Here is a 24288-nt window from a genome sequence, read left to right as displayed (position 1 = left end):
TCCTCATGTGTACGCGCGTGTGCCGTCACCCAACGGGCTGCGGCCCCGCGGTCCGGGCAGCCGTGGTGCGGCCCGGCTGCCGCAGCAGCAGGGCGATCACCGCCGCCACCATGGAAACGGCGCCGGCCAGGGCGTACGCGCCGTCATAGCCCCAGGCCGCGACCACCATGGAGCCGAGGCCGCCGCCGAACAGACCGCTGACCAGCTTGCCGCTGTACACCAGTCCGTAGTTGGAGGCGTTGTAGTTCTCCCCGAAGTAGTCCGGGGTGAGCGCCGCGAACAGCGGATAGAACGCGCCGCCGCCGAACCCGGAGAGGAAGGCGAAGAACAGGAACAGCGCCTCGCTCTTCGTGTCGCCCGCCCAGATCACACCGAACTGGGCCAGGCCCAGCACGACGATGACGAACACCAGGGTGGGCTTGCGGCCCCACTTGTCGGACAGCCAGCCCACGACACCGCGGCCGATGCCGTTGATGACCGCCATGACACCTATCGACGAGGCTGCCACCAGGGGACCGAAGCCCACCTCCTTGGCGAAGTCGACCTGGAAGGAGATGCCGAAGATCGACACGCCCGCGGTCAGCACGATGGAGAGCCACATCAGGGGGAGCATGCCGGTCCTGACGGCTTCCCTGGGCGTGTACTGCTTCACCGCGGGAGGGTTCTTGGCGAGGCTCGTGGCGTTCTTCTCGTCGCCGGCGAACGTCAGCGGATCGATGTCCGCGGGCCACCAGTTCTTCGGGGGATCCTTGAAGAAGAAGGCGGACGCCAGCACCACGATCATGATGTAGCAGCCGATCAGGTCCAGGACCCGGTGGTAGTTCGCGGTGTCGAAGCCGTAGTTGAAGATGAAGATGAACGGCAGCGATCCGTACGCGAACCCGCCGTTGACGAACCCCGTCCGCGCTCCCCGGCGTTCGGGGAACCACTTGCCGACCATGTTGATACAGGTCGCGTAGACCAGGCCGGCGCCGATGCCTCCGACGACGCCGAAGCCCAGGATCACCAGCCAGACGTTGCTCAGATGCGACAGGGCGAGGAATCCGAGGGCGCACAGCCCCGAGCCGATGTACATGGCCTTACGGGCCGTCAGGACCCCCTTCTCCCTCAGCCAGCCCGCGGGGAAGGCGATGCCGGCCTGGAAGAAGACCCAGACGCTGAGGATCCAGAAGGTGTTGCTCTGCGTCCAGCCGTGGGCGTGGGACAGGGTGTCCTCCGCCGAGCCGAACGCGTACTCGAAGACACTGATGGCCATCATGGCGATCCACGGCAGGTACACCATGAGCTTGCGGGAGTGACCGAGGATGTCCCGGTCGGTCTCGCCCACGCGGTAGACGCGGCCGCGGGGGTCGGTCACTTCTCGGTAGGGACGGTGTGCGGCTTCGGGGTGGGTCGACGAGCTGTTCTTCGCGATGGGATCTGCCGTCATGTCAGGCCAATTCCTCCGTGTCAGGCCATTTCCCTTGCTGACGTGTCAGGCCATTTCCTCGCCGAGCGGCTGGGGGTTGGGGGAGACCCGGCGGTCGGCCGCCGGCCTGCCCGGCGCCTTCAGGAACACCGCCAGTACGGCGGAGGCCAGTCCGATGGAGCCGGCCAGGACGAACGCGCCCTCGTAGTCCCAGTGGTCGACGACGACCGCGCCGACTCCGGAGCCGACGAGGCCGGAGATGAGCTTGGAGCTGTAGACCATTCCGTAGTTGGAGGCGTTGTTGTTCTCACCGAAGTAGTCGGCGGTCATGGCCGCGAACAGCGGGAAGATCGCCCCGCCGCCGAAACCGGAGACCATGGAGCAGAACAGGAAGAACGGCATGCTGCCCATCTGGCCGGAGACCAGCACACCGAACTGGGCCGTGCCCAGCACCAGACAGACGATGATCAGCGTGTGGCGTCGCCCGTAGCGGTCGGATATCCAGCCGATGACACCGCGGCCGGTGCCGTTGACGATGGCCTTCAGGGACATCGCCGTGGCCACGATCCCGCCCGCGAAACCCATGTCCTTGCCGAAGGGCACCTGGAAGGCGATACCGAAGATGTTGATGCCGGCGGTGCACAGCAGGCAGAACCACATCATCCACAGGACAGGCTGCCGGGCGGCCTCCCTCGGGACGTACTGCTTGACGGCCGGCGGGTTCTTCTCCAGCGCCCGGCGGATCTTCGGGTCGTCGGTGACCTTGAGCGGGTCCACGTGCGAGGGCCACCAGTTCTTCGGCGGGTCCTTGAAGAACCAGCCGGCCGACGCCACGACCAGGCACAGCCCTACGCCGACACAGGCGAGCACGGTCTGGTAGTTGCTCAGGTCCATGTACGAGGTGAACAGGAACACGAAGGGCACCGACCCGTAGGCGAAGCCGCCGTTGACGAACCCGGTCTTGCCGCCCTTGCGTTCCGGATACCACTTGCCGACCATGTTGACGCAGGTCGCGTACACGAGACCGGCGCCGATACCGCTGCACATGCCGAAGCCGAAGTAGGCCACGAGCACATTGGGTGCGTACGCCAGCGAGACGTAGCCGAGCATGGTGCCGACCGCGCCGATCATCATCGCCGTACGGGCGGGCAGCTTGCCGCTCTCCCGCAGCTGACCGGCGGGGAAGGCCACGGCCGCCTGGAAGAACACCCAGACGCCCATCAGCCAGAAGATGTGCCCGCTGTCCCACAGATGGGCCTCGTGGAGGGTGTCCTCCGCGGACGTGAACGCGTACTCGGCGGAGCTGATGCCCATCATGCCGATCCACGGCAGGATGACCATCCACTTGCGCCTGCGGCCCATGATGTCGACATCGGATTCACCGACGCGGTACACGCGGCCGTTGTGGTCCGTCACCTCCCGGTACGGGACGGACGTCGAGTAGTCGATGGTTGTCATCTTGGTCAAGACTCCTTGCGTCGAAAGATCTGGCCAGCGCCCCCTGTCCAAATGCCTTTCGTGCGCGCACGGGTCCCGGGGCCGGCCGACGCGCACCGTCGGACGTCCCCTTCGCCGGGTTACGTCATGAACCGCCCCCCAACTGCTGGGAGACGCCGCACCTCTGTGGTGCGCTCCGAGGCCTCACCTCAGATCACCCCGCTCGTCCTGAGCAGCCGCAGCTCCTCGTCGCCCAGGCCCAGTTCACCGATGAGGATTTCCTCGGTGTGCTGGCCCAGGAGCGGAGAGGGGGTGATGTGGGTGGGGGAGTCGGAGAGTTTGAGGGGGTTGCCGACCGTGGCGTAGCTGCCGCGTTCGGGGTGCTCGACCCGGACCACGATCTCGTTGGCGGCGAGTGAGTGGTCCTCGATGATCTCCTTGGTGGAGAGGATCGGCCCGCAGGGGATGTTGTATGCGTTCAGCCGTTCCAGGACCTGCCATTTCGGCAGGCTGATGGTCCATTCCTCGATCAGCTGGAACATTTTCGCCAGCTTCGGCAGCCGTGCCTCGGGGGTTGCCCATTCGGGGTCGTCGGCGAGTTCGGGCCGGCCGATGAGCGCGGCGAGGGGTTTCCAGCCGGGCGGCTGGACGATGACGTACACGTAGTCGTTCGGGCCGCCCGGCGCACAGCGCACCGCCCAGCCGGGCTGGCCACCGCCCGACGCGTTCCCCGAACGGGGCACCTCGTCGCCGAAGTCCTCGTTCGGATACTCCGCCAACGGACCGTGCGCCAGGCGCTGTTGGTCGCGCAGTTTGACCCTGCACAGGTTGAGCACCGCGTGCTGCATCGCCACGTTCACCCGCTGCCCCCGCCCCGTGCGCTCGCGTTGGAACAACGCGGCCAGGATTCCCGCCACGCAGTGGATGCCGGTTCCGGAGTCGCCGATCTGCGCCCCCGTCGCCATCGGCGGCCCGTCCTCGAACCCGGTGGTGGCCATGGAGCCGCCCATCGCCTGCGCCACCACCTCGTAGGCCTTGAAGTCCGTGTACGGGCCCGCCCCGAAGCCCTTGATCGACGCGTACACCACCCGAGGGTTGATCTCCCTGATCCGGTCCCAGGTGAAACCCATCCGGTCCACCGCGCCGGGCCCGAAGTTCTCCACGAGTACGTCGGACCGGCGGATCAAGTCGGTCAGAATCTCCTTGCCCCGCTCGGACTTGGTGTTGAGGGTGACACTGCGTTTGTTGCAGTTGAGCATCGTGAAGTAGAGGGAGTCCACGTCCGGCAGGTCCCGCAGCTGCCTGCGGGTGATGTCACCGCCGGGTGCCTCCACCTTCACCACATCCGCGCCCAGCCAGGCCAGCAACTGTGTCGCCGACGGGCCGGACTGCACATGCGTCATGTCCAGGACGCGAATCCCCTCAAGAGCCTTCGTCGTCACAGGTCACCTCGCTTGTCCGCTGTCTTGTCGTTGCCTGGTCCGTTGCCCTGAGCGTCCTGGTCGCACCGTTCCTGAGTACCGCTTGGCACATTGCATACAGTCGACGAATACTGTATGAAGATTGTTATCCCGCATCCGATGGGTGATGTCCAGGGGGCGTGCAGCACTTTTAAGACGGGAGCCGAATCATGGACCTGTACGAGCACCAAGCCCGCGGACTCTTCGAAGAACACGGCATCCTCGTGCCGAGGGCGGAGATCACCGACTCGCCAGAGGGGGCAAGGGAGTTGGCCAGCCGGCTGGGCGGCCGAGTCGTCGTCAAGGCGCAGGTCAGGACCGGAGGCCGGGGCAAGGCGGGCGGTGTGCGGCTCGCCGCCTATCCGGCCGAGACGGAACTCACGGCACGTCAGATCCTCGGCATGGACATCAAGGGCCACACGGTCGGCACGGTCATGGTGGCCGAGGCCGTCGAACTCGCCAACAGCGAGAGCGAGTTCTACGTCTCCTACGTCCTCGACCGTACGGCGGGCCGCTTCCTGGCGATCGCATCGGCCGAGGGCGGCACGGAGATTGAGGAGGTCGCCGCCGCCCGACCGGAGGCCGTGACCCGCATGCACATCGACCCGGCCGAGGGCGTCACCTCCGCGAAGGCCACGGAGATAGCCGAAGCCGCGGGGCTGCCACCCGAGTCCGTCGACGTCCTCGTACGACTCTGGCAGGTACTGGTCCGCGAGGACGCCGTCCTCGTCGAGGTCAACCCGCTCGTCCGCACCCGGCAGGGGCAGCTCCTCGCCCTCGACGGCAAGGTCACCCTCGACGACAACACCCGCTTCCGGCAGGCACGTTGGGGCGCGGAGGGGGCGGAGTACGGCGACACGCTGGAGGCGACGGCCGCCGCCAAGGGCCTCAACTACGTCAAGCTCGACGGTGAGGTCGGCGTCATCGGCAACGGCGCCGGCCTGGTCATGTCGACCCTCGACGTGGTCGCCGGCTGTGGCGCCCGACCCGCCAAATTCCTTGACATCGGCGGCGGAGCCTCGGCCCGGACCATGGCCGACGGGCTGTCCGTCATCCTCTCCGACCCCGACGTGAGGTCGGTGCTCGTCAACGTCTTCGGCGGGATCACCGCGTGCGACGCGGTCGCCGACGGCATCGTGCGGGCTCTGGGCACCGTCGAGTTGACCAAGCCGCTCGTCGTACGCCTCGACGGCAACAACGCCGCGCGCGGACGCGCCATCCTCGACGAGCATGCCCACCCGCTGGTCCAGCAGGCCACCACCATGGACGGCGCGGCCCGCCGCGCGGCCCAACTCGCCACCGCAGCCTGAGAGGAGACCGGACATGGCGATCTACCTCACCAAGGAGAGCAAGGTCCTCGTCCAGGGCATGACCGGCGCCGAGGGCATGAAGCACACCCGGCGCATGCTCGCGGCCGGTACGAACATCGTCGGCGGCGTCAACCCGCGCAAGGCCGGCCACACCGTCGACTTCGACGACCGTGCCGTACCCGTGTACGGGTCGGTCGCCGACGGTATACAGGCGACCGGAGCCGACGTCACCGTCGTCTTCGTCCCGCCCGCCTTCGCCAAGGCGGCCGTCGTCGAAGCGGCCGACGCCGGCATCGGACTCGCCGTCGTCATCACCGAGGGCATCCCCGTCCACGACTCCGTCACCTTCACCGCGTACGCCAAGGAGAAGGGCACCCGGATCATCGGCCCCAACTGCCCGGGACTGATCACTCCCGACCAGTCCGACGCGGGCATCATCCCCGCCGACATCACGAAGCCGGGCCGCGTCGGCCTGGTCTCCAAGTCCGGCACGCTCACCTACCAACTCATGTACGAGCTCCGGGACATCGGCTTCTCCACCTGCGTCGGCATCGGCGGCGACCCCGTCGTGGGCACCACCCACATCGACTGCCTGGCCGCCTTCCAGGACGACCCCGACACCGAACTCGTCGTCCTCATAGGGGAGATCGGCGGCGACGCGGAGGAACGCGCCGCCGCGTACATAAAGGAACACGTCACCAAGCCCGTCGTCGGCTACATCGCCGGCTTCACCGCGCCCGAGGGCAGGACCATGGGGCACGCGGGCGCCATCGTCTCGGGTTCGGCGGGCACGGCGCAGGCGAAGAAGGCAGCGCTGGAGGCGGTCGGCGTCCAGGTCGGAAACACCCCGACCGAGACGGCCCGCCTCGTAATCGCCCTCCTGGACGCCGACCGCGACACCGAGCGCGACATCGGCCGAGGCGCCGACCGTGCCTCCGGCCATGGCTGACAGCCGGTGACCGTCGGACCGTACGACCCCGCCGTGGCCCATGACCCCTCCGTACCCCACGACACCACCGCGTTCCGCACCCCTCGCACCCCCCGCCCCCGACTGTGCACCGAGAGCGGAGACACCGCATGACCACCACCCTCGACACCACCCGATCCACCCACCTCGTGGTGAAGTCCGGCACGTCCTGGGCCGACGCCTGGCAGCGATGCCTCGCCGTCGCCCCCGAGGCGTTCCGCGACGACCGCGTCCTCAACCTCTGGAACTCCGCCTGGCAGGCGGACGGCCGGACCCTGCCCGCCACCAGCCCGGTCGACGGCAGCCCCATCGCGGGTCCGCCGCGCCTGGACCGGGACACCGCCCGCCAGGCCGTACGCGCCTCCCTCGACCAGCACCGCGCCTGGCGGCACGTCCCGCTCGCCGAGCGGCGCGCCCGCGTCGCGGCCACCCTCGACGCTCTCACCCAGCACCGCGAACTCCTCGCACTCCTGCTCGTCTGGGAGATCGGCAAGCCGTGGCGGCTCGCCCAGGCGGACGTGGACCGGGCCATCGACGGTGTCCGCTGGTACGTCGACGGCATCGAACCGATGGTCGCCGACCGGGTGCCGCTGGACGGCCCCGTCTCCAACATCGCCAGCTGGAACTACCCGATGAGCGTGCTCGTTCACGCGATGCTGGTCCAGGCACTGGCGGGCAACGCGGTCATCGCCAAGGCCCCGACAGACGGCGGTGTCGCCTGTCTGACCCTGGCCTGCGCGCTCGCCGCCCGTGAGGGGATTCCCGTCACCCTCGTCAGCGGCAGCGGGGGAGAGCTCTCCGAGGCGTTGGTGCGGGCGCCCGAGATCGGCTGCGTCTCTTTCGTGGGCGGTCGCGACACCGGCGCCGCGGTGGCCACGGCAGTCGCCGACCTCGGCAAACGCCACGTCCTCGAACAGGAAGGCCTCAACACCTGGGGCATCTGGAACTACTCGGACTGGGACGCCCTCAAGGCCGTCGTCCCCAAGCTCTTCGACTACGGCAAACAGCGCTGCACGGCGTACCCGCGCTTCGTCGTCCAACGGGAACTGTTCGACGAGTTCCTGACGGCGTACCTCCCGGCGGTACGCACCCTGCGCCTCGGACACCCGCTCGCCGTCGAGAAGGCCGACGACCCTTACCCGGCACTGGACTTCGGCCCCGTGATCAACGCGGCCAAGGCGAAGGAACTGCACGACCAGGTCGCCGAGGCCATCGCCCGCGGCGCCGTCCCCCTCCACCGCGCCAGTGAGACCGACTCCCGCTTCCTGCCCGGCCAGGACACCTCGGCGTACGTCCAGCCGGTCACACTCCTGGGCCCGCCGCCCTCCTCGCCGCTGCACCACGCGGAGCCGTTCGGGCCGGTCGACACCATCGTCCTGGTCGACACCGAGGCGGAGCTGCTCGCCGCGATGAACGCCTCCAACGGCGCCCTCGTCGCCACCCTGTCCACGGACGACCGGGCGACCTACGACCGGCTCGCCCCGCAGATCCGCGCCTTCAAGGTCGGCCACGGCAAGCCGCGTTCGAGGGGCGACCGCGACGAGCTGTTCGGCGGGTTCGGCGCGTCCTGGCGCGGCGCGTTCGTCGGCGGCGAGCTGCTGGTGCGCGCCGTCACCCAGGGACCGGCGGGCGAGCGGCTGCCCGGGAACTTCCCGGAGTACCAGCTCATGCCGTGACCGGCGGCCGGGCGGCGCCCGTGCGGGGGCGCCGCCCGGCGGACATCGCGTGTACACACGTCGACGTAACAGTGAGGTGGCGATCATGACGAAGGCTCTTGAGGGGATTCGCGTCCTGGACATGACGCATGTGCAGTCCGGCCCGTCGGCGACGCAGTTGCTGGCGTGGCTGGGCGCGGATGTGGTGAAGGTGGAGGCACCCGGCGGTGACATCACCCGCAGGCAGCTGCGGGACCTGCCGGACGTGGACTCTCTCTACTTCACGATGCTCAACTGCAACAAGCGCAGTGTCACCCTCAACACCAAGTCCGAGCGGGGCAAGGAGATTCTGACGGAGCTGATCCGCCGGTCGGACGTACTCGTGGAGAACTTCGGGCCCGGCGCGGTGGACCGGATGGGTTTCACCTGGGACCGGATCAGGGAGATCAACCCTCGGGTGGTGTACGCGTCGATCAAGGGCTTCGGGGCGGGCCCGTACACGGACTTCAAGGCCTACGAGGTGGTGGCGCAGGCGATGGGCGGGTCGATGGCGACCACCGGGTTCGAGGACGGGCCGCCGATGGCGACGGGGGCGCAGATCGGCGACTCCGGGACGGGCATCCACGCGGTCGCCGGCATTTTGGCGGCCCTGTTCCAGCGTGAGACGACCGGTCGGGGGCAGCGGGTGAACGTGGCGATGCAGCATGCGGTACTGAACCTGTGCAGGGTCAAACTGCGCGACCAGCAGCGGCTGGCACACGGGGCCCTGGCCGAATACCCCACCGAGGACTTCGGCGACGAGGTGCCCCGTTCGGGGAACGCGTCGGGCGGTGGCCAGCCCGGCTGGGCGGTGCGCTGTGCGCCGGGCGGCCCGAACGACTACGTGTACGTCATCGTCCAGCCGCCCGGCTGGAAACCCCTCGCCGCGCTCATCGGCCGGCCCGAACTCGCCGACGACCCCGAATGGGCAACCCCCGAGGCACGGCTGCCGAAGCTGGCGAAAATGTTCCAGCTGATCGAGGAATGGACCATCAGCCTGCCGAAATGGCAGGTCCTGGAACGGCTGAACGCATACAACATCCCCTGCGGGCCGATCCTCTCCACCAAGGAGATCATCGAGGACCACTCACTCGCCGCCAACGACATGATCGTCAGCGTCGAGCACCCCGAACGCGGTCACTTCACCACGGTCGGCAACCCTCTCAAACTCTCCGACTCTCCCACCCACATCACCACCCCACCCCTCCTGGGTCAGCACACCGCCGACATCCTCATCGGCGAACTGGGCGTGGGAGAAGCAGAGTTGCCGACTCTCAGGGCGCAGGGCGTGATCTGACCGCCGGCGGCCCGACGCCGCTCGCACTCCGTTCCGGGCGAGGCGCAGAGAACCGCGCCGAGCCCGGAACGGCTCGTGTTCCGACACCCGACACCCGACCGGAGTGAGGTAGCCCAGCATGTCGACCCACGCACCCCGTCTCGCCCACAGCGCACCCGGCGCCGGTCCCGGCACCGGCACGGTCACCGACCGGCTCGTCGAGGCCAACCGTGCCTACGCCGCCGACTTCGCCGACCCGGGGATGGACGCCCGCCCGGTGCTGCGCGTGGCGGTCGTGGCCTGCATGGACGCCCGTATCGACCTGCACGCCGCGCTCGGCCTGGAACTCGGCGACTGCCACACCGTCCGCAACGCCGGCGGTGTCGTCACCGACGACACCATCCGTTCCCTGACGATCAGCCAGCGTGCGCTCGGTACCCGCAGTGTCGTCCTCATCCACCACACCGGCTGCGGTCTCCAGACCCTGACCGAGGAGTTCCGGCACGAACTGGAGCTGGAGGTCGGCCAGCGCCCGGCGTGGGCGGTGGAGGCCTTCAGGGACGTCGACCAGGACGTACGGCAGTCGATGCAGCGCGTGCGCACCTCGCCGTTCCTGCCGCACACGGACGACGTCCGGGGCTTCGTCTTCGACGTGACGACCGGACTGCTGCGGGAGATCGCCCCGAGTTCCTGATCCCGCCTGCCTTCGGCCCCCAGCCGTCTGCCCCCTGCCCCCACTCCCTGCCTCGTCGTCACGCGCTCCGCTCGGCCAGCGCCGCGATCTGCTCACAGTAGAAGTCGGTGGTGTTGGCGGTGTGCCTGCGCATGAGTTCCTCGGCGCGGTCGGGGGCGCCGGCGGCGATGGCCTCGATGATCTGGGAGTGCTCGTTCCAGGCGTCCGTGCCGCGGGGCCTGGCGATGGGCATGTAGTACCAGCGCACGCGCCGGTCGACCTGCGGGATGAGCTCGACCAGGACCGCGTTGCGGGACAGCTGCGTGATGTGGGCGTGGAGCGCCGCGTTGGCCTCCACGATGCCCCGGGCGTCGCCGGCCGCGAGGGCCGTGAGGCCGATCTGTTGCAGCTCCCACAGCCGGCCGACGTCGGCCGGGGTGGCGTGCTCGGCTGCGCCGCGCGCGGAGTGCGTCTCCAGAATGGCCCGGACGCTGAGCAGTTGCGCGCACTCCTCAGCGGTGGGGGAGTGGACGAACGCGCCCTGCGCGGGCCGCAGATCGACCCACCCGGCGGTGTGGAGCCGCTGGAGGGCCTCACGGATCGGCTGACGACTCACGCCGAGGTTCTCGGCGAGGTCGGCCTCGACGAGGTGCTGGCCGGGCTTGAGGGAGCCGCTGATGATCAGTTCGGTCAGGGCGTCATAGACGGCTTGGCGCAACGGGGCCGGCCGGGGGATCGGGCCGCTCGCTGCCACGGTGGGTGTGTCGGGCATGGACCCTCTCCCTCGTTCGACTGCTGACGGCGGGATGACAGACATCAACTACGGGATACTGAGTTTAGTATGCAATAGCCATTTTCGCGGTCGTGTGCATAGGGGGCGTGGAAATTTGGCTCACCTACCCCTGGTGTCCGATGAAGGCGTACAGAATACTGTATGCAATCACCTTAAGGGGATGATCACCCGTGTCGTACCGCACAGCTCTCGCAGAAGTCCTGGCCCGTGCCGTCGCACCCTGCGCCCAGATCACCGGCATGGAAGGCAGGTTCCCCCGTGGTGCCGTGACGGCCTTCGGGGCCACCGGACTGCTGGGGCTCACCGTCTCCACCGAGTTCGGCGGCGCCGGACTGGGCCTGGCGGAAGCCGCCGAGGTGGTGGCCCGGACCGCACAGGTCTGCCCGGCGACGGCGGCGGTACTCCGGTCCCACTACACGGCGGTCGCCGTCATCGAGTCGTACGGCAGCCCCTGGGTGCGCGGAGAGATCGCCGCCGGACGCCATCTCGGCAGCCTCGCCCTCGCCGAGGACGACACCGGCGAGCAGGTGACGGAGGTCGACCTGCTCATGCCGCGCTGCACGGCCGTCCGCTCCGGGGGTGTGGTCGCCCTGCGAGCCCGTAAACGCCGGGTGGTCGCGGCAGGGGAGGCCGACAGTTACGTCTGGTCCTCCAGGCCGCTCGGCGTGCCGGAGGGCCTGAGTCTCTGGGGAGTGCCGGCGCATGCCCCCGACCTGTTCGTACCCGCTCGGCCCGATGGTGCCGGGCCGCCCGGCAGCGGTACGTCCACGGTGTTCGCCGACCCGGTGCTGGTGCCTGCCGACGCGAGACTCGGTGCGGACGGCGGCGGGCACGACATCGTGCTGCGCACGGTCCTGCCGTGGCTGCTCGAACTGAGGGCTGCCGCCGGTGTGCGGGAGCACCCCTTCACCGCCGCCGCAGCTCGCCCGACGAAAACCCTCGCGGCCTCCTGAGCTCCGGCCCATCCCGCGCTTCGGCGCGCGGACGGCAAGTCCGTCCGGTAGGCGGCCCGTTGGGATTCCTTCGCGGCTGCCGGTTTGCGGCTCAGCCCTGGCCCGCCCCGGCGGCGATCTGCCTGCGGTAGAAGTCGGTCGTGCGTTCGGTGTGCTTGCGCATGACCTCGCCGGCGCGGACCGTGTCCCCCTTGGCGATGGCCTTGATGAGCTGGGTGTGCTCGTTCCAGGCCTCCTTACCGCGGGGCTTGGCGATGGGCGTGTAGTACCAGCGCACCTTCTGACCCACCTGCGCGAGCATCTCGGCCAGCACGTCGTTGGCGGCCAGCGAGGTGACGAAGGCGTGCAGGGCGGTGTTGGCCGCGACCAGGCGCTCGACGTCGTCGGCGGCGAGAGCGTCGACGCCCTGCATCTGGAGCTCGCAGAGGTGGTCGACGTCTTCGGGCGTCGCGTTGGCGGCGGCGAGCTGGGCCGAGTAGGTCTCCAGCACCGATCGGACGCCCAGGAGCTGGGCGGCCTCCTCCTCGGTGGGGGAGTGGACGAAGGCGCCCTGGGCGGGCCGCAGATCGACCCAACCGGCGGTCTGGAGCCGCTGCAGGGCCTCACGGACCGGTTGCCTGCTGACCCCGAGATGCTCGGCGAGCTCCGCTTCGACCAGGTGCTGACCGGGCTTGAGGGAGCCGCTGACGATCAGTTCGGTCAGGGCGTCGTACACGGCCTGGCGCAGTGGTGCCGGGCGGGTGACGCGCCGGGACGCTGCGGCCGTGAGTGCCTCGCGCATGGTTGTCCCGTTCTGCCGTCGGGCCGACGGCTTTGCCAAGAGGTGGCCGCCGTGAGGTTGCCGACGACGGCTGCAGCATACAGGTTTTGGTATGCAACATGGCGGCAGCTGTAAGGCGTGCCGGGCTTCTACGACTGTCGTCTGTATACAGAAGCCTGTATGGGGTATCGTCTCAGTCTCCTGCAACCCTCGCCGGGGGACCCGCGTGACGGAAGGCGGAGCGATCATGACGACCAGCGGGAGTGACATGTCGGTCGAGAGCGTGGTCCGGAAGGTGGTGGCCGACCACCGGGATCAGCGCGGCCCGCTGCTGCCCGTACTGCACGCGGTCCAGGCCGAGTTGGGCCATGTGCCGCAGGAGGCGATTCCGGTGCTTGCCGACGCGCTCAACCTCTCCCGGGCGGACGTCCACGGAGTGGTGACCTTCTACCACGACTTCCGCCGCGAGCCCGCCGGCCGCAACACGGTGCGCATCTGCCGCGCGGAAGCCTGCCAGGCCCTCGGCGCCGATCGCCTCGTGAGCTATGCGCGCGAGAGCGGACTGACCCTGGGGGAGACCTCGGCGGACGGTTCGGTCACCGTCGAGCAGGTCTTCTGCCTGGGCAACTGCGCACTGGGGCCAGCGGTGGAGGCGAACGGACGGCTGCACGGGCGAGTGAGTCCGGCCCGTCTGGGCTCCCTCCTCAACGGGCCGCCGAGGACGTTGACCGAGACACGAAACGGCACGCTCGACGGGACGGTCTCCTCATGAACAACTCCTCGCACGCCACGGCGACGGTCTACGTCCCCCGCGACTCCGCCGCCAGGTCCGTCGGCGCGGACGAGGTTGCAGGTGCCCTGCAACAGGCCGCCACGCGCGGGGACTTCGCCATCGACGTCGTACGCAACGGGTCACGCGGCATGCTGTGGCTGGAGCCGATGGTCGAGGTCGTGACCCCGAGAGGCCGCGTCGGCTACGGCCCGGTGACCCCCGACGACGTGGACGGACTCCTGGCCGCCGGCCTGCTGGACGGCGCGGACCACCCGCTGCGGCTCGGCCTCGTCGAAGAACTCCCCTGGCTGGCCCGCCAGACACGCGTCACCTTCGCCAGAGTCGGCGTGACCGACCCCCTCTCGACGCGCGACTACATCGAGCACGGCGGCCTTGCCGGACTGCGCGCCGCCCTCGACAGGGCGCCCGCCGACGTGGTCGCCGAGGTCACCGCATCCGGACTGCGCGGACGCGGCGGTGCCGGATTCCCGGCCGGTATCAAATGGAAGACGGTGCTGGACTGCGCCGACGAGCTGAAGTTCGTCTGCTGCAACGCCGACGAGGGCGACAGCGGAACCTTCGCCGACCGCATGGTCATGGAGGGCGACCCGTTCCTGCTCATCGAGGGCATGACCGTCGCCGCGCACGCGGTCGGCGCGAGCGAGGGCTACCTCTACATCCGCTCCGAATACCCGGACGCCATCGCCACCATGCGCGAGGCGATCGAACGCGCCCGCGAGCAGGGCTGGTTGGGCAAGGGCATCCTCGGCTCCACCCTCGACTTCGACCTGCACGTCCGTGTCGGCGCCGGCGCGTACATCTGCGGCGAGGAGACCTCCATGCTGGAGAGTCTGGAGGGCAAGCGGGGCACGGTCCGGGCGAAACCGCCGATCCCGGCGATCGAGGGCCTGTTCGGCAAACCGACCGTGGTGAACAACGTCCTTACCCTGACCACTGTCCCGGTCGTCCTAGCGAACGGTGCGAAGGCCTACCAGGACCTCGGCGTCGGCCGCTCGCGCGGCACCCAGGTCTTCCAGCTCGGCGGCAACATCGAGCGCGGCGGCATCGTCGAGACGGCCTTCGGCATCACCCTGCGCGAACTGGTTGAGGACTACGGCGGCGGGACCCGAACCGGCCGCCCGGTGCGCACAGCACAGGTCGGCGGCCCCCTCGGCGCGTATCTGCCGACGTCGATGTTCGACCTGCCGATGGACTACGAGGCGTTCGCCGAGGCCGGCGCGATGCTCGGGCACGGCGGGATCGTCGTCTTCGACGACAGCGTCGACATGGCCGCGCAGGCCCGCTTCGCGATGGAGTTCTGCGCCGAGGAGTCCTGCGGCAAGTGCACACCGTGCAGGGTCGGTTCGGTGCGCGGCGTCGAGGTGATCGACAAGATCGTGGCCGGTACGCACCGGGACGAGAACCTCGCTCTGCTCGACGACCTCTGCGACCTGATGACCGACGGCTCGCTGTGCGCGATGGGCGGGCTGACCCCGATGCCCGTACGCAGCGCCCTCACCCACTTCCCCGACGACTTCCTCGGCGGCCGTCGACTCCTGGACATCCAACCCGTACAAGCCAGCGGCGTGAGGACGGAGGGAACGGCATGACACTCCTCAAGGAACCCGACTTCGGAACCCCGGAACGGCCCGGTCCGGCAACGGTGTCGGTGGAGGTGGACGGCCTGCCGGTGACCGTCCCCGAGGGCACCTCGGTGATGCGCGCCGCCGCACAGGCCGGCGTCGACATCCCCAAACTGTGCGCCACCGACAGCCTGGAGGCGTTCGGCTCCTGCCGGCTGTGCGTGGTCGAGATCGACGGCCGGCGCGGCACCCCGGCGTCCTGCACCACTCCGTGCGCCGACGGGATGAAGGTGAGCACGCAGACGCCGAAGGTGGAGAAGCTCCGCCAGGGCGTCATGGAGCTCTACATCTCCGACCACCCCCTCGACTGCCTCACCTGCCCGGCCAACGGAGACTGCGAACTCCAGGACATGGCAGGCGTGGTGGGGCTCAGGCAGGTCCGCTACGGCTACGAGGGGGAGAACCATCTCGACGCCGAGAAGGACACCTCCAACCCCTACTTCGACTTCGACCCGTCCAAGTGCATCGCCTGCTCCCGCTGCGTACGGGCCTGCGGCGAGGTCCAGGGCACCTTCGCGCTCACCATCGAGGGGCGCGGCTTCGACTCCAAGGTCTCGGCGGGAGCCGGCGAGACGTTCATGGACTCCGAGTGCGTCTCCTGCGGCGCCTGCGTCCAGGCCTGCCCGACGTCCACGCTCCAGGAACGCTCGGTCGTCGAACTCGGTATGCCCACCAGGTCGGTTGTGACCACCTGCGCCTACTGCGGGGTCGGCTGCTCCTTCAAGGCCGAACTGCGCGGCGACGAACTGGTGCGCATGGTGCCGTACAAGGACGGCGGGGCGAACGAGGGTCACTCGTGCGTGAAGGGCCGCTTCGCCTTCGGCTACGCCACCCACCCCGACCGTCAACTCAGGCCCATGGTCCGCGAGAAGATCACCGACCCGTGGCGTGAGGTCGAGTGGGACGAGGCGATCGGCACCGTGGCCCGCCGTATGCGCGAGCTCCAGGACCGGTACGGCACGAGCTCGGTCGGCGCCATCACCTCCTCGCGCTGCACCAACGAAGAGGTGTACGTCGTACAGAAGATGGTGCGCGCGGCCTTCGGCAACAACAACGTCGACACCTGCGCCCGCGTCTGCCACTCCCCGACGGGATACGGACTCAAGCAGACCTTCGGCGAGTCGGCGGGCACCCAGGACTTCCGTTCCGTGGCCGAGGCCGACGTGATCATGGTGATCGGCGCCAACCCCACCGACGGGCACCCGGTGTTCGCGTCCCGGATGAAGCGCCGGCTGCGCGAGGGCGCCAAGCTCATCGTCGTCGACCCGCGCCGTATCGACCTCGTGCGCTCGCCGCACATCGAGGCCTCACACCACCTCCAGCTCAGGCCGAGCACCAACGTCGCCGTCGTGAACGCCATGGCCCATGTGGTGGTCGCCGAGGGCCTGTTCGACCGTGACTTCGTGGACGCCAGGTGCGAGGACTTCGACGAGTGGGCGGAGTTCGTCGCCCGCCCCGAGAACAGCCCGGAGGCGGTCGAACCGATCACCGGCGTACCGGCCGCCGAACTCCGGGCCGCAGCAAGGCTGTACGCGACCGCCCCGAACGGAGCCATCTACTACGGCCTCGGCGTCACCGAGCACAGTCAGGGCTCGACCATGGTCATGGGAATGGCCAACCTCGCGATGGCGTGCGGCAACATCGGCCGGGACGGCGTCGGCGTGAACCCGCTGCGCGGTCAGAACAACGTGCAGGGCTCCTGCGACATGGGCTCGTTCCCGCACGAACTCCCCGGCTACCGTCATGTCTCCGACGACGCGGTACGCACCGTCTTCGAGAACCTCTGGGGCGGAACTCTCCTCGCCGAACCGGGACTTCGTATCCCGAACATGTTCGACGCGGCGATCGACGGCACCTTCCGCGGCCTGTTCGTCCACGGCGAGGACATCGCCCAGTCGGACCCCAACCTCAAACACGTCACCGCCGCCCTCGAAGCGATGGAACTGGTCGTCGTACAGGACCTGTTCCTCAACGAGACGGCCAAGTTCGCGCACGTCTTCCTGCCCGGGGCGTCGTTCCTGGAGAAGGACGGCACGTTCACCAACGCCGAACGCCGCATCAACCGGGTGCGCGCGGTGATGAAGCCGAAGACGGGCAAGCACGAGTGGGAGATCGTCAGCGAGATCGCCACCGCCATGGGATACCCGATGGCGTACGGCCATCCGAGCCAGATCATGGACGAGATCGCCTCGGTCACCCCGACCTTCACCGGTGTCTCCTTCGAGCTGCTGGACAAGCTCGGCAGCATCCAGTGGCCGTGCAACGAGGAGGCGCCGGAAGGAACGCCCATCATGCACGTCGACGAATTCGTGCGCGGCAAGGGCAGGTTCGTGGTCACCTCCTACGTACCGACCAACGAACGCAGCACCCGTCGCTTCCCGTTGGTCCTGACGACCGGACGCATCCTCAGCCAGTACAACGTCGGGGCGCAGACCCGCCGTACCGGCAACGTCGCCTGGCACCCCGAGGACATCCTCGAACTGCACCCCCACGACGCCGAGGACCGGGGCATCAAGAACGGTGACATGGTCACCCTGGCCAGCCGGGTCGGGCAGACGTCACTGCGTGCGGAGATCTCCGACCGGATGCCCACCGGGGTCGTCTACACCACCTTCCACCACCCCGTGACCGGCGCCAACGTGGTGACCACGGAGAACTCCGACTGGGCGACCAACTGCCCGGAGTACAAGGTGACCGCCGTACAGGTCGGCCTCGCCCGCCCGACCCAGGCGGCCGAAGCCGTACCGGCCGCGGACGACATGGTCATGGTGGTGGACTGAGATGACCGCAGCCGCCGTACCACCGGAGCGCCGGATGGCCAACGACATCGCCGCGAACCACGGCCACCTGCCGAGCGAGACGGCCGCCGAGGCGATCGCCGGGCACGTGGACAGGTTCTGGGACCCGCGCATGCGCACGCGGTTGTACGAGTTCGTCGACGCCGGAGCGGACGGTCTCGACCCGCTCGTCGTCGCCGCGGTGAAGCTCCTGCGCTGACCCGCCGGGTCGGACTCGCGCCGTCTCCCCCGTAGATCATCGCGGGGGAGGCGCCGCGTACGCTGGGGCGGCCCCGGACAGAGAGGAGCCGTTCATGCTGTTCCGGCAGCTGGAGTACTTCGTGGCGGTGGCGAGGGAACGGCACTTCGCCCGGGCGGCGGAGTCCTGCTACGTGTCCCAGCCGGCGCTCTCGGCGGCGATCGCCAAGCTGGAACGGGAGTTGAACGTCACCCTGATCAACCGCGGCCACAACTACCAGGGCCTCACCCCGGAAGGTGAACGCCTCGTCGTCTGGGCCAAGCGTATCCTCGCCGAACAGGACGCGTTCAAGGCCGAGGTGGCCGCCGTCCAGTCGGGCATCACGGGAACACTGCGCCTGGGAACCGACCCCACCGCGTCCACGACCCTGGCGCTTCCCGTGGCCGCGTTCTGCGCGGCACACCCGCTGGCCAAGGTGCAGGTCCGCTCCCGCCTCTCCACGAAGGAACTCCACCGCCAACTGCGCGACTACGAACTGGACGTGGCCATCGCCCACTTCGACCCGGGCGACCAGGAGGGCCTGCAGGTCGTCCCCCTCTACCAGGAGCGGTACATGCTGCTGGTGTCGGACGACCAACTCGTCGCCCAGTCCGCCACGGTGACCTGGGCGGACGCGGCCCAACTCCCGCTCGCGCTGCTGACACCCGACATGCGGATCCGGCAGATCGCGGACACGGTGTTCGCGCAGAAGGGGTTCGTGGTGACCCCGCAGGTCGAGACGGACTCCATCGCGTCCCTCTACGCCCATGTGGGCGGTGGCGGTTGGGCGAGCATCGTCCCGCACACCTGGCTGCGCGCCATGCCGGTCGTCGGCCGGACCCGAGCGCTGCCCCTGGTCGACCCGGAGGCCGGCGCCCAGGTCTCGGTGGCGATCCACGCGGCCACCCCCGGCTCGGTCGCCGCCCGCGCCTTCGTCAACGCCGCGACAGGCCTGTCCCTGGACGACCTCTTCGCCCGACCCCTGCCGACAGCCGAGCACCGCGTGCGGTGAGCCCGGGGATAGGGTTAGGGCGCGCATCGGGTCGCCAGTGCCTTCCCGGTTCCGGCTCGTCGCGCGGGGCCTCACTTGGACAACTGCCATTGCCGCCCGCCCGTTCGCTGGTAAGGCCGCCCCCGACAACGGGCGAGCACCGCATGCGCCGGCCCCGGTCAGAGGCACCTACCGGCTCAGCCCAACTCAGGGCGCGTACCGGGCCCGCACCGCCTTCCGGTCCAGGCCCCCCTTCGCGGTGTACGGCAGGGCGGCGACCACGTCGAGCCGGTCGGGCACCTCGAACGGGGCCAGCCGGTCACGGCAGTACCGCAGGATCTCCGCGACGCCCACGCACTCGCCCGCACGCATGACCACGGCGGCGCCGACCCGCTGCCCGTACACCGCGTCAGCCACGGCGAACACCGCCGCCTGGGCGACCCCCGGGCAACCGGCGAGGATGTCCTCGACGTGCTCGGGCGAGATCTTCTCCCCACCACGGTTGATGAGGTTCTTGATCCGCCCGGTCAGTGACAGATACCCCTCCGCGTCCAGCGTGCCCAGGTCACCGGTCCGCAGCCACCCGTCGACGAAGGTGTACGACGACCCGTCCCGGTCGGCGAGATACCCGCGGGCGACGGTGGGACCGTGCACCCACACCTCGCCCTCGACACCCACCGGACACGCCCGCCCGCTCCGGTCGACGATCCGCAGCTCGACCCCGGTCGGCCGCCCGACCGACCCCTGCTTCAGCGCGCCACGCTCCGGCAGCGGCTCGCTCGTCGCCTGGTGCGAGGACTCGGTCATCCCGTACGCGGACAGCAGTGGCGCCCCGAACGTGCGCTCCAGCGCGCGCTGCGTGGCCGTGTTGAGGGGTGCGCTGCAACTCCGTACGAACTTCAGGGGCGGCGCCTGCGGCCCCGGGTACTCCCGCTCCGACCGGTCGAGCAGAATCTCGTGGATCGCCGGCACCGCGGTGAACCAGGTGGCGGTCACGGCCCGCATGTCGTCCCAGAACGTACCCGCCGAGAACCGCCCCCGCTCGGGCAGCAGCACGCATCCCCCACTGGCCAGGGAGGCCAGCAGCGCCGCGAACAGCCCGTGGCCGTGGAAGAACGGCATCACCGCGACCGTCGCGTCGGCGGGGCTCAACTCGTAGGTGGCGCAGATATTTTGGAGGGACGCGGCCACGTTGCTGTGGCTGATCGGAACCATCTTCGCCCGGTCGGTGGTTCCCGCGGTGAACAGGACGAGGGCGTCCCGGGCCGACAACTCGTCTGCGGCGCCCGGCACTTCGGGAGCGGCGCCGGTCTCGAGCGTGACCGTCGCCGTGCCCGCCCGGGAGGCGTCCACCCGCAGGGGCCACACGGGAACCGGCAACACGACGTCGGACACAGACGGTCCGACCAGAACCGCCCGCGCACCCAACGCCCGCACACGGGATGTCAGTTGGGACACGGGAAGCGCCGGGTCCAGCGGGGCGACCACCAGCCCCGCCCGCGCCGCGCCGAGCAACGCCACAACGAACTCGGCGGTGTTGGCACAGATCAGACCGACCGCGTCACCCCGCCCCAGGCCCGCGCGGCCGAACCGGGCCGCCACGTCGTCGGCCAGCGCGGCGAGGCCACGGTAGGAGAGGTGCACCCGCTCACCGGTGACGACCAGAGCCCGGGCGTACGGGCGTTCCCGCACCTGCCGGTCGAGGAGGTCCACGAGGCCCGTGACCGCAGGAGGCCGGTACCGGTTCGCGTCGCACACGGATGCCGCGGCCGGGACCGCCATGACCCCACCCCCTCGCGCCAGATCCGATGAACAGTCCTCTGCGAGCCTGCGGCGACCAGCGACCGGCGTCCAATACGCACTGGTGAACGGCCGATAGCAGGCGTCTATCAAGGGAGTTGGCGGCGCCTCCACCAGCGGTCGATAGACGCTGTTTATCGGCTGGTCGCCGATGGGTCTTGGACGCGGACGGACGCGCTGCGGATGGTGAGAGAAGTAGCCGCTCCGGCAGGACCTGCCCAAGGAGGACCTCGGACCATGACCGCCCCCTCGCCCCTGGAGACCGCGGCAGCAGCCGACGTTCCGACCGAGCTCACCGACGGGTACCACCTGGTCGTCGACGCGCTCAAGATGAACGACGTCGACACCATCTACGGCGTGGTCGGCATCCCGATCACCGACCTGGCCCGCCTCGCCCAGGCACAGGGCATCCGCTACATCGGCTTCCGGCACGAGAGTAACGCCGGACACGCGGCGGCGGCGGCCGGCTACCTCAACAAGAAGCCCGGCGTGGCACTGACCGTGTCCGCGCCCGGCTTCCTCAACGGACTGGTCGCCCTGGCGAACGCGACCACCAACTGCTTCCCGATGGTACAGATCTCAGGCTCCAGCGAGCGTCACCTCGTCGACCTCAAGCAGGGCGACTACGAGGAGATGGACCAACTCGCCGCCGCGCAGCCCTTCGTGAAGGCCGCCTACCGGGTCAGCCGCGTCGAGGACATCGGCCGGGGCATAGCCCGCGCACTGCGCACCGCGATCTCCGGACGCCCCGGCGGCGTCTACCTCGACATTCCCGCAGCCGTGCTCGGCGCCATCATGCCCGCCGCGGACGGCGCGAAGACGCTGAGCCGTCTCGTCGACCCCGCCCCGCGCCAGTTGCCGGCGCCGGAGGCCGTGGACCGGGCGATCGAGCTACTGGCAGGCGCGGAGCGGCCGTTGGTCGTCCTGGGCAAGGGCGCCGCGTACGCCCAGGCAGACGACCGGGTCCGCGAGTTCATCGAGTCCACCGGCATCCCGTACGTACCGATGTCGATGGCCAAGGGCCTGCTGCCCGACGACCACCCGCAGTCTGCGGCCACCGCGCGCTCCCTGGCGCTGAAGAAGGCCGACGTCGTGATGCTGATCGGCGCCCGCCTCAACTGGCTGCTGGGGCATGGCCAGACGGGCTGGAACCCGGACGCCAAGTTCATCCAGATCGACATCGACCCCAGGGAGATCGACAGCAACCAGCCCATCGCCGCCCCGCTCGTCGGCGACATCGACTCGGTGCTCGAAGCACTCGCCGAACGGACCAAGCCCGGCCGGATCGCGGCCCCTTCGGCCTGGCGGGAGGAACTGGGTGCCCGCTCGGCGCAGAACGTGGCCAAGATGGCGGTGCGCCTCGAAGCCGACCCGCACCCCATGCAGTTCATGGGCGCCCTGAAGGCCGTACGCGATGTCGTGCGCGCCCGCCCGGAGACGTACATCGTCAACGAGGGCGCCAACGCCCTGGACATCGCGCGCAACGTCATCGACATGCACGTACCGCGCCACCGCCTCGACAGCGGCACCTGGGGCGTCATGGGCATCGGCATGGGATACGCCATCGCCGCCGCCGTCGAGAGCGGCGCACCGGTCATCGCCGTCGAGGGCGACAGCGCCTTCGGGTTCAGCGGCATCGAGATCGAGACGATCTGCCGCTACAACCTGCCCGTCATCACGGTGATCATGAACAACGGCGGTGTCTACCGGGGCGACGACGTCAACCCGTACGACGACGCGCCCTCCCCGACGACCCTCATGGGCGCGGCCCGCCACGACCTCGTGATCGAGGCGTTCGGAGGCAAGGGCTATCGGGCGACCACTCCCGCAGAGGTCACCGCCGCCCTCACCGAGGCACTGGCCTCGGGCGGCCCGGCCCTCATCGACTGCGTGATCGACCCCTCGGCCGGCACCGAGAGCGGCCACATCTCGCACCTCAACCCCAAGGGCATCACCGTCGGCAACATCACGGCCGCGAAGAAGTGACCCTGATCCTTCTGTGTCTCGAAGTCCCGAACTCCCCTTCCGTACACGTACGTTCACGAAAAGGATGCAGACATGAGTGAAAAGCCGCTCGCCGGAATCAAGGTGATCGACTTCACCGGGGTCCAGGCCGGTCCCGCCTGCACACAGCTGCTCGCCTGGTTCGGCGCCGACGTCCTGAAGGTGGAGCGCCCCAACGGCGGCGACGTCACCCGGAAGCAGCTGCGGGACATCGAGGACCTCGACGCCCTGTACTTCACGATGCTCAACAGCAACAAGCGGTCCCTCGCCATCAACACCAAGACCGCAGAGGGCCTGGAGGTGCTGGAGAAGCTCATCACCGACGCCGACGTACTCGTGGAGAACTTCGCCCCCGGCGCCCTGGACCGCATGGGCCTGACCTGGGAACGTATCCAGGAACTCAACCCGCGCCTGATCTTCGGCTCGGTCAAGGGCTTCAACGACGACTCGTCGTGGAACGACCTCAAGGTCTACGAGAACGTCGCCCAGTGCGCGGGCGGCGCCGCCTCCACCACCGGCTTCTGGGACGGCCCGCCGACCATCTCCGGCGGCGCCCTCGGCGACACCAACACCGGTATGCACCTGGCGATCGGCATCCTCACCGCGATCATCGACCGGGGCAGGACGGGCCGGGGGCAGAAGGTCTCCGTCTCCATGCAGGACGCGGTCCTCAACCTCTGCCGCGTCAAACTGCGCGACCAGCAGCGACTTGAGCGGGTCGGCCACCTGGAGGAGTACCCGCAGTACCCGAACGGCGAGTTCACCGACGTGGTACCGCGCGGCGGCAACGCGGGCGGCGGCGGGCAGCCCGGGTGGGTGCTCAAGTGCAAGGGCTGGGAGACCGACCCGAACGCGTACATCTACTTCACCGTCCAGGAGCAGAACTGGAAGCGCACCGCCGAGGTGATCGGCCGCCCCGAGTGGGCCGAGGACGCGGAGTACGCCACCGCGCGCGCCCGTCAGTCGCACATCTTCGAGATCTTCGACGAGATCGAGAAATGGCTCGCGGACAAGACCAAGTACGAGGCGGTCGACATCCTGCGTGAGTGGGAGGTGCCCTGCGCCCCGGTCATGAGCATGAAGGAGCTGGCCTACGACGAGGACCTGCGCAAGAGCGGCACGGTCGTCGAGGTCGAGCAGAAGGGCCGGGGTACGTACCTGACCGTCGGCAGCCCGATCAAGTTCTCCTCCTTCAAGCCGGACATCGCCGGTGCCCCCCTGCTGGGTGAGCACAGCTCCGAGGTCCTGGTCGAACTCGGCTACGACGAGGAGACCATCGGCCGGCTGAAGGAGAGCGGCGTCATCGTCTGACCCGACGCGACCGGGTGCGAC

General features: G+C 69.2%; 19 protein-coding genes. 13 read left to right on the top strand and 6 right to left on the bottom strand.

Annotated features, from left to right (window positions below):
- Positions 1 to 25 precede the first annotated feature (25 nt).
- The 3 genes from STRTUCAR8_RS32995 to frc (STRTUCAR8_RS32985) form a co-directional block, all read right to left on the bottom strand.
- Complete coding sequence (locus STRTUCAR8_RS32995; RefSeq protein WP_006380549.1) at positions 26 to 1429, bottom strand: OFA family MFS transporter; 1404 nt, start codon at positions 1427 to 1429, stop codon at positions 26 to 28.
- Between the two features lie 45 nt (positions 1430 to 1474).
- Positions 1475 to 2866, bottom strand: a complete 1392-nt coding sequence (locus tag STRTUCAR8_RS32990) for an OFA family MFS transporter (RefSeq protein ID WP_006380548.1) — start codon at positions 2864 to 2866, stop codon at positions 1475 to 1477.
- Between the two features lie 188 nt (positions 2867 to 3054).
- The gene (frc, locus tag STRTUCAR8_RS32985; protein WP_006380552.1) at positions 3055 to 4287 is read right to left on the bottom strand and encodes a formyl-CoA transferase; all 1233 of its coding nucleotides are present in this window, start codon (positions 4285 to 4287) and stop codon (positions 3055 to 3057) included.
- A gap of 188 nt (positions 4288 to 4475) precedes the next feature.
- Between frc (STRTUCAR8_RS32985) and sucC the strand changes: the two genes are divergently transcribed.
- The 5 genes from sucC to STRTUCAR8_RS32960 all read left to right on the top strand — a co-directional run bounded on the left by sucC (position 4476) and on the right by STRTUCAR8_RS32960 (position 10246).
- Positions 4476 to 5615: an ADP-forming succinate--CoA ligase subunit beta gene (sucC, locus tag STRTUCAR8_RS32980; protein ID WP_006380553.1), complete on the top strand. Its 1140-nt coding sequence runs from the start codon at positions 4476 to 4478 to the stop codon at positions 5613 to 5615.
- Between the two features lie 13 nt (positions 5616 to 5628).
- Positions 5629 to 6564 (top strand): succinate--CoA ligase subunit alpha, encoded by a 936-nt coding sequence (gene sucD, locus STRTUCAR8_RS32975; RefSeq protein WP_006380550.1) that lies wholly within the window; start codon positions 5629 to 5631, stop codon positions 6562 to 6564.
- Between the two features lie 128 nt (positions 6565 to 6692).
- The gene (locus STRTUCAR8_RS32970; protein ID WP_006380547.1) at positions 6693 to 8258 is read left to right on the top strand and encodes an aldehyde dehydrogenase family protein; all 1566 of its coding nucleotides are present in this window, start codon (positions 6693 to 6695) and stop codon (positions 8256 to 8258) included.
- 85 nt (positions 8259 to 8343) lie between these two features.
- Positions 8344 to 9573 carry a formyl-CoA transferase gene (gene frc / locus STRTUCAR8_RS32965; RefSeq protein WP_044473320.1) on the top strand — a complete coding sequence of 410 codons (1230 nt, stop codon included), beginning with the start codon at positions 8344 to 8346 and terminating at the stop codon, positions 9571 to 9573.
- Positions 9574 to 9691: 118 nt separating this feature from the next.
- Entirely contained in the window at positions 9692 to 10246 is a 555-nt protein-coding gene (locus tag STRTUCAR8_RS32960; RefSeq protein WP_006380544.1) for a beta-class carbonic anhydrase, read from the top strand.
- 58 nt (positions 10247 to 10304) lie between these two features.
- Here STRTUCAR8_RS32960 and STRTUCAR8_RS32955 read toward each other — a convergent pair whose 3' ends face one another.
- The gene (locus tag STRTUCAR8_RS32955; RefSeq protein ID WP_006380540.1) at positions 10305 to 10997 is read right to left on the bottom strand and encodes a GntR family transcriptional regulator; all 693 of its coding nucleotides are present in this window, start codon (positions 10995 to 10997) and stop codon (positions 10305 to 10307) included.
- Positions 10998 to 11188: 191 nt separating this feature from the next.
- Here STRTUCAR8_RS32955 and STRTUCAR8_RS32950 point away from each other — a divergent pair, with 191 nt between their 5' ends.
- Entirely contained in the window at positions 11189 to 11971 is a 783-nt protein-coding gene (locus STRTUCAR8_RS32950) for an acyl-CoA dehydrogenase family protein (RefSeq protein WP_006380543.1), read from the top strand.
- A gap of 91 nt (positions 11972 to 12062) precedes the next feature.
- Here the strand turns inward: STRTUCAR8_RS32950 and STRTUCAR8_RS32945 are convergent, their stop codons facing one another.
- Positions 12063 to 12752: a GntR family transcriptional regulator gene (locus STRTUCAR8_RS32945; RefSeq protein WP_006380545.1), complete on the bottom strand. Its 690-nt coding sequence runs from the start codon at positions 12750 to 12752 to the stop codon at positions 12063 to 12065.
- A 226-nt stretch (positions 12753 to 12978) separates the two neighbouring features.
- Between STRTUCAR8_RS32945 and STRTUCAR8_RS32940 the strand changes: the two genes are divergently transcribed.
- The 5 genes from STRTUCAR8_RS32940 to STRTUCAR8_RS32920 all read left to right on the top strand — a co-directional run bounded on the left by STRTUCAR8_RS32940 (position 12979) and on the right by STRTUCAR8_RS32920 (position 19173).
- Positions 12979 to 13503, top strand: a complete 525-nt coding sequence (locus STRTUCAR8_RS32940) for a formate dehydrogenase subunit gamma (protein ID WP_044473317.1) — start codon at positions 12979 to 12981, stop codon at positions 13501 to 13503.
- A complete protein-coding gene (locus STRTUCAR8_RS32935) occupies positions 13500 to 15113 on the top strand; it encodes a formate dehydrogenase beta subunit (protein WP_006380537.1) in 1614 nt (537 codons plus the stop codon). The genes STRTUCAR8_RS32940 and STRTUCAR8_RS32935 overlap by 4 nt, the downstream gene beginning before the upstream one ends.
- Positions 15110 to 17926, top strand: coding sequence for a formate dehydrogenase subunit alpha (gene fdhF, locus STRTUCAR8_RS32930; protein WP_006380534.1), 2817 nt, complete (start codon positions 15110 to 15112; stop codon positions 17924 to 17926). Before STRTUCAR8_RS32935 ends, fdhF begins: the two co-directional genes overlap by 4 nt.
- 34 nt (positions 17927 to 17960) lie before the next feature.
- Complete coding sequence (locus tag STRTUCAR8_RS32925) at positions 17961 to 18143, top strand: formate dehydrogenase subunit delta (RefSeq protein ID WP_006380542.1); 183 nt, start codon at positions 17961 to 17963, stop codon at positions 18141 to 18143.
- A gap of 94 nt (positions 18144 to 18237) precedes the next feature.
- Positions 18238 to 19173 (top strand): LysR family transcriptional regulator, encoded by a 936-nt coding sequence (locus STRTUCAR8_RS32920; RefSeq protein ID WP_006380539.1) that lies wholly within the window; start codon positions 18238 to 18240, stop codon positions 19171 to 19173.
- 186 nt (positions 19174 to 19359) lie between these two features.
- Here the strand turns inward: STRTUCAR8_RS32920 and STRTUCAR8_RS32915 are convergent, their stop codons facing one another.
- Positions 19360 to 20934: a FadD7 family fatty acid--CoA ligase gene (locus tag STRTUCAR8_RS32915; RefSeq protein ID WP_044473316.1), complete on the bottom strand. Its 1575-nt coding sequence runs from the start codon at positions 20932 to 20934 to the stop codon at positions 19360 to 19362.
- Positions 20935 to 21189: 255 nt separating this feature from the next.
- Between STRTUCAR8_RS32915 and oxc the strand changes: the two genes are divergently transcribed.
- Together oxc and frc (STRTUCAR8_RS32905) are read left to right on the top strand one after the other, a co-directional pair.
- Positions 21190 to 22938: an oxalyl-CoA decarboxylase gene (oxc, locus tag STRTUCAR8_RS32910; RefSeq protein WP_006380535.1), complete on the top strand. Its 1749-nt coding sequence runs from the start codon at positions 21190 to 21192 to the stop codon at positions 22936 to 22938.
- Positions 22939 to 23010: 72 nt separating this feature from the next.
- On the top strand, positions 23011 to 24267 hold the full coding sequence (frc, locus tag STRTUCAR8_RS32905; protein ID WP_006380551.1) for a formyl-CoA transferase: 1257 nt from the start codon (positions 23011 to 23013) through the stop codon (positions 24265 to 24267).
- Positions 24268 to 24288 lie beyond the last annotated feature (21 nt).

The sequence above is a fragment of the Streptomyces turgidiscabies Car8 genome (assembly GCF_000331005.1).
GTDB classification, from domain to species: domain Bacteria; phylum Actinomycetota; class Actinomycetes; order Streptomycetales; family Streptomycetaceae; genus Streptomyces; species Streptomyces turgidiscabies.
This window is presented reverse-complemented; position numbering and strand designations above follow the sequence as displayed.

What these genes read in the sequence shown, in the direction of transcription:
- frc (WP_044473320.1), top strand. Translation starts at nt 8,344, where the DNA reads ATGACGAAGGCTCTTGAGGGGATTCGCGTCCTGGACATGACGCATGTG.
- frc (WP_006380551.1), top strand. Translation starts at nt 23,011, where the DNA reads ATGAGTGAAAAGCCGCTCGCCGGAATCAAGGTGATCGACTTCACCGGG.
- sucD (WP_006380550.1), top strand. Translation starts at nt 5,629, where the DNA reads ATGGCGATCTACCTCACCAAGGAGAGCAAGGTCCTCGTCCAGGGCATG.
- STRTUCAR8_RS32990 (WP_006380548.1), bottom strand. Translation starts at nt 2,866, where the DNA reads ATGACAACCATCGACTACTCGACGTCCGTCCCGTACCGGGAGGTGACG.
- STRTUCAR8_RS32955 (WP_006380540.1), bottom strand. Translation starts at nt 10,997, where the DNA reads ATGCCCGACACACCCACCGTGGCAGCGAGCGGCCCGATCCCCCGGCCG.
- oxc (WP_006380535.1), top strand. Translation starts at nt 21,190, where the DNA reads ATGACCGCCCCCTCGCCCCTGGAGACCGCGGCAGCAGCCGACGTTCCG.
- STRTUCAR8_RS32920 (WP_006380539.1), top strand. Translation starts at nt 18,238, where the DNA reads ATGCTGTTCCGGCAGCTGGAGTACTTCGTGGCGGTGGCGAGGGAACGG.
- STRTUCAR8_RS32915 (WP_044473316.1), bottom strand. Translation starts at nt 20,934, where the DNA reads ATGGCGGTCCCGGCCGCGGCATCCGTGTGCGACGCGAACCGGTACCGG.
- STRTUCAR8_RS32970 (WP_006380547.1), top strand. Translation starts at nt 6,693, where the DNA reads ATGACCACCACCCTCGACACCACCCGATCCACCCACCTCGTGGTGAAG.
- sucC (WP_006380553.1), top strand. Translation starts at nt 4,476, where the DNA reads ATGGACCTGTACGAGCACCAAGCCCGCGGACTCTTCGAAGAACACGGC.
- STRTUCAR8_RS32935 (WP_006380537.1), top strand. Translation starts at nt 13,500, where the DNA reads ATGAACAACTCCTCGCACGCCACGGCGACGGTCTACGTCCCCCGCGAC.
- fdhF (WP_006380534.1), top strand. Translation starts at nt 15,110, where the DNA reads ATGACACTCCTCAAGGAACCCGACTTCGGAACCCCGGAACGGCCCGGT.
- STRTUCAR8_RS32995 (WP_006380549.1), bottom strand. Translation starts at nt 1,429, where the DNA reads ATGACGGCAGATCCCATCGCGAAGAACAGCTCGTCGACCCACCCCGAA.
- STRTUCAR8_RS32945 (WP_006380545.1), bottom strand. Translation starts at nt 12,752, where the DNA reads ATGCGCGAGGCACTCACGGCCGCAGCGTCCCGGCGCGTCACCCGCCCG.
- STRTUCAR8_RS32925 (WP_006380542.1), top strand. Translation starts at nt 17,961, where the DNA reads ATGGCCAACGACATCGCCGCGAACCACGGCCACCTGCCGAGCGAGACG.
- STRTUCAR8_RS32960 (WP_006380544.1), top strand. Translation starts at nt 9,692, where the DNA reads ATGTCGACCCACGCACCCCGTCTCGCCCACAGCGCACCCGGCGCCGGT.
- STRTUCAR8_RS32940 (WP_044473317.1), top strand. Translation starts at nt 12,979, where the DNA reads ATGACGACCAGCGGGAGTGACATGTCGGTCGAGAGCGTGGTCCGGAAG.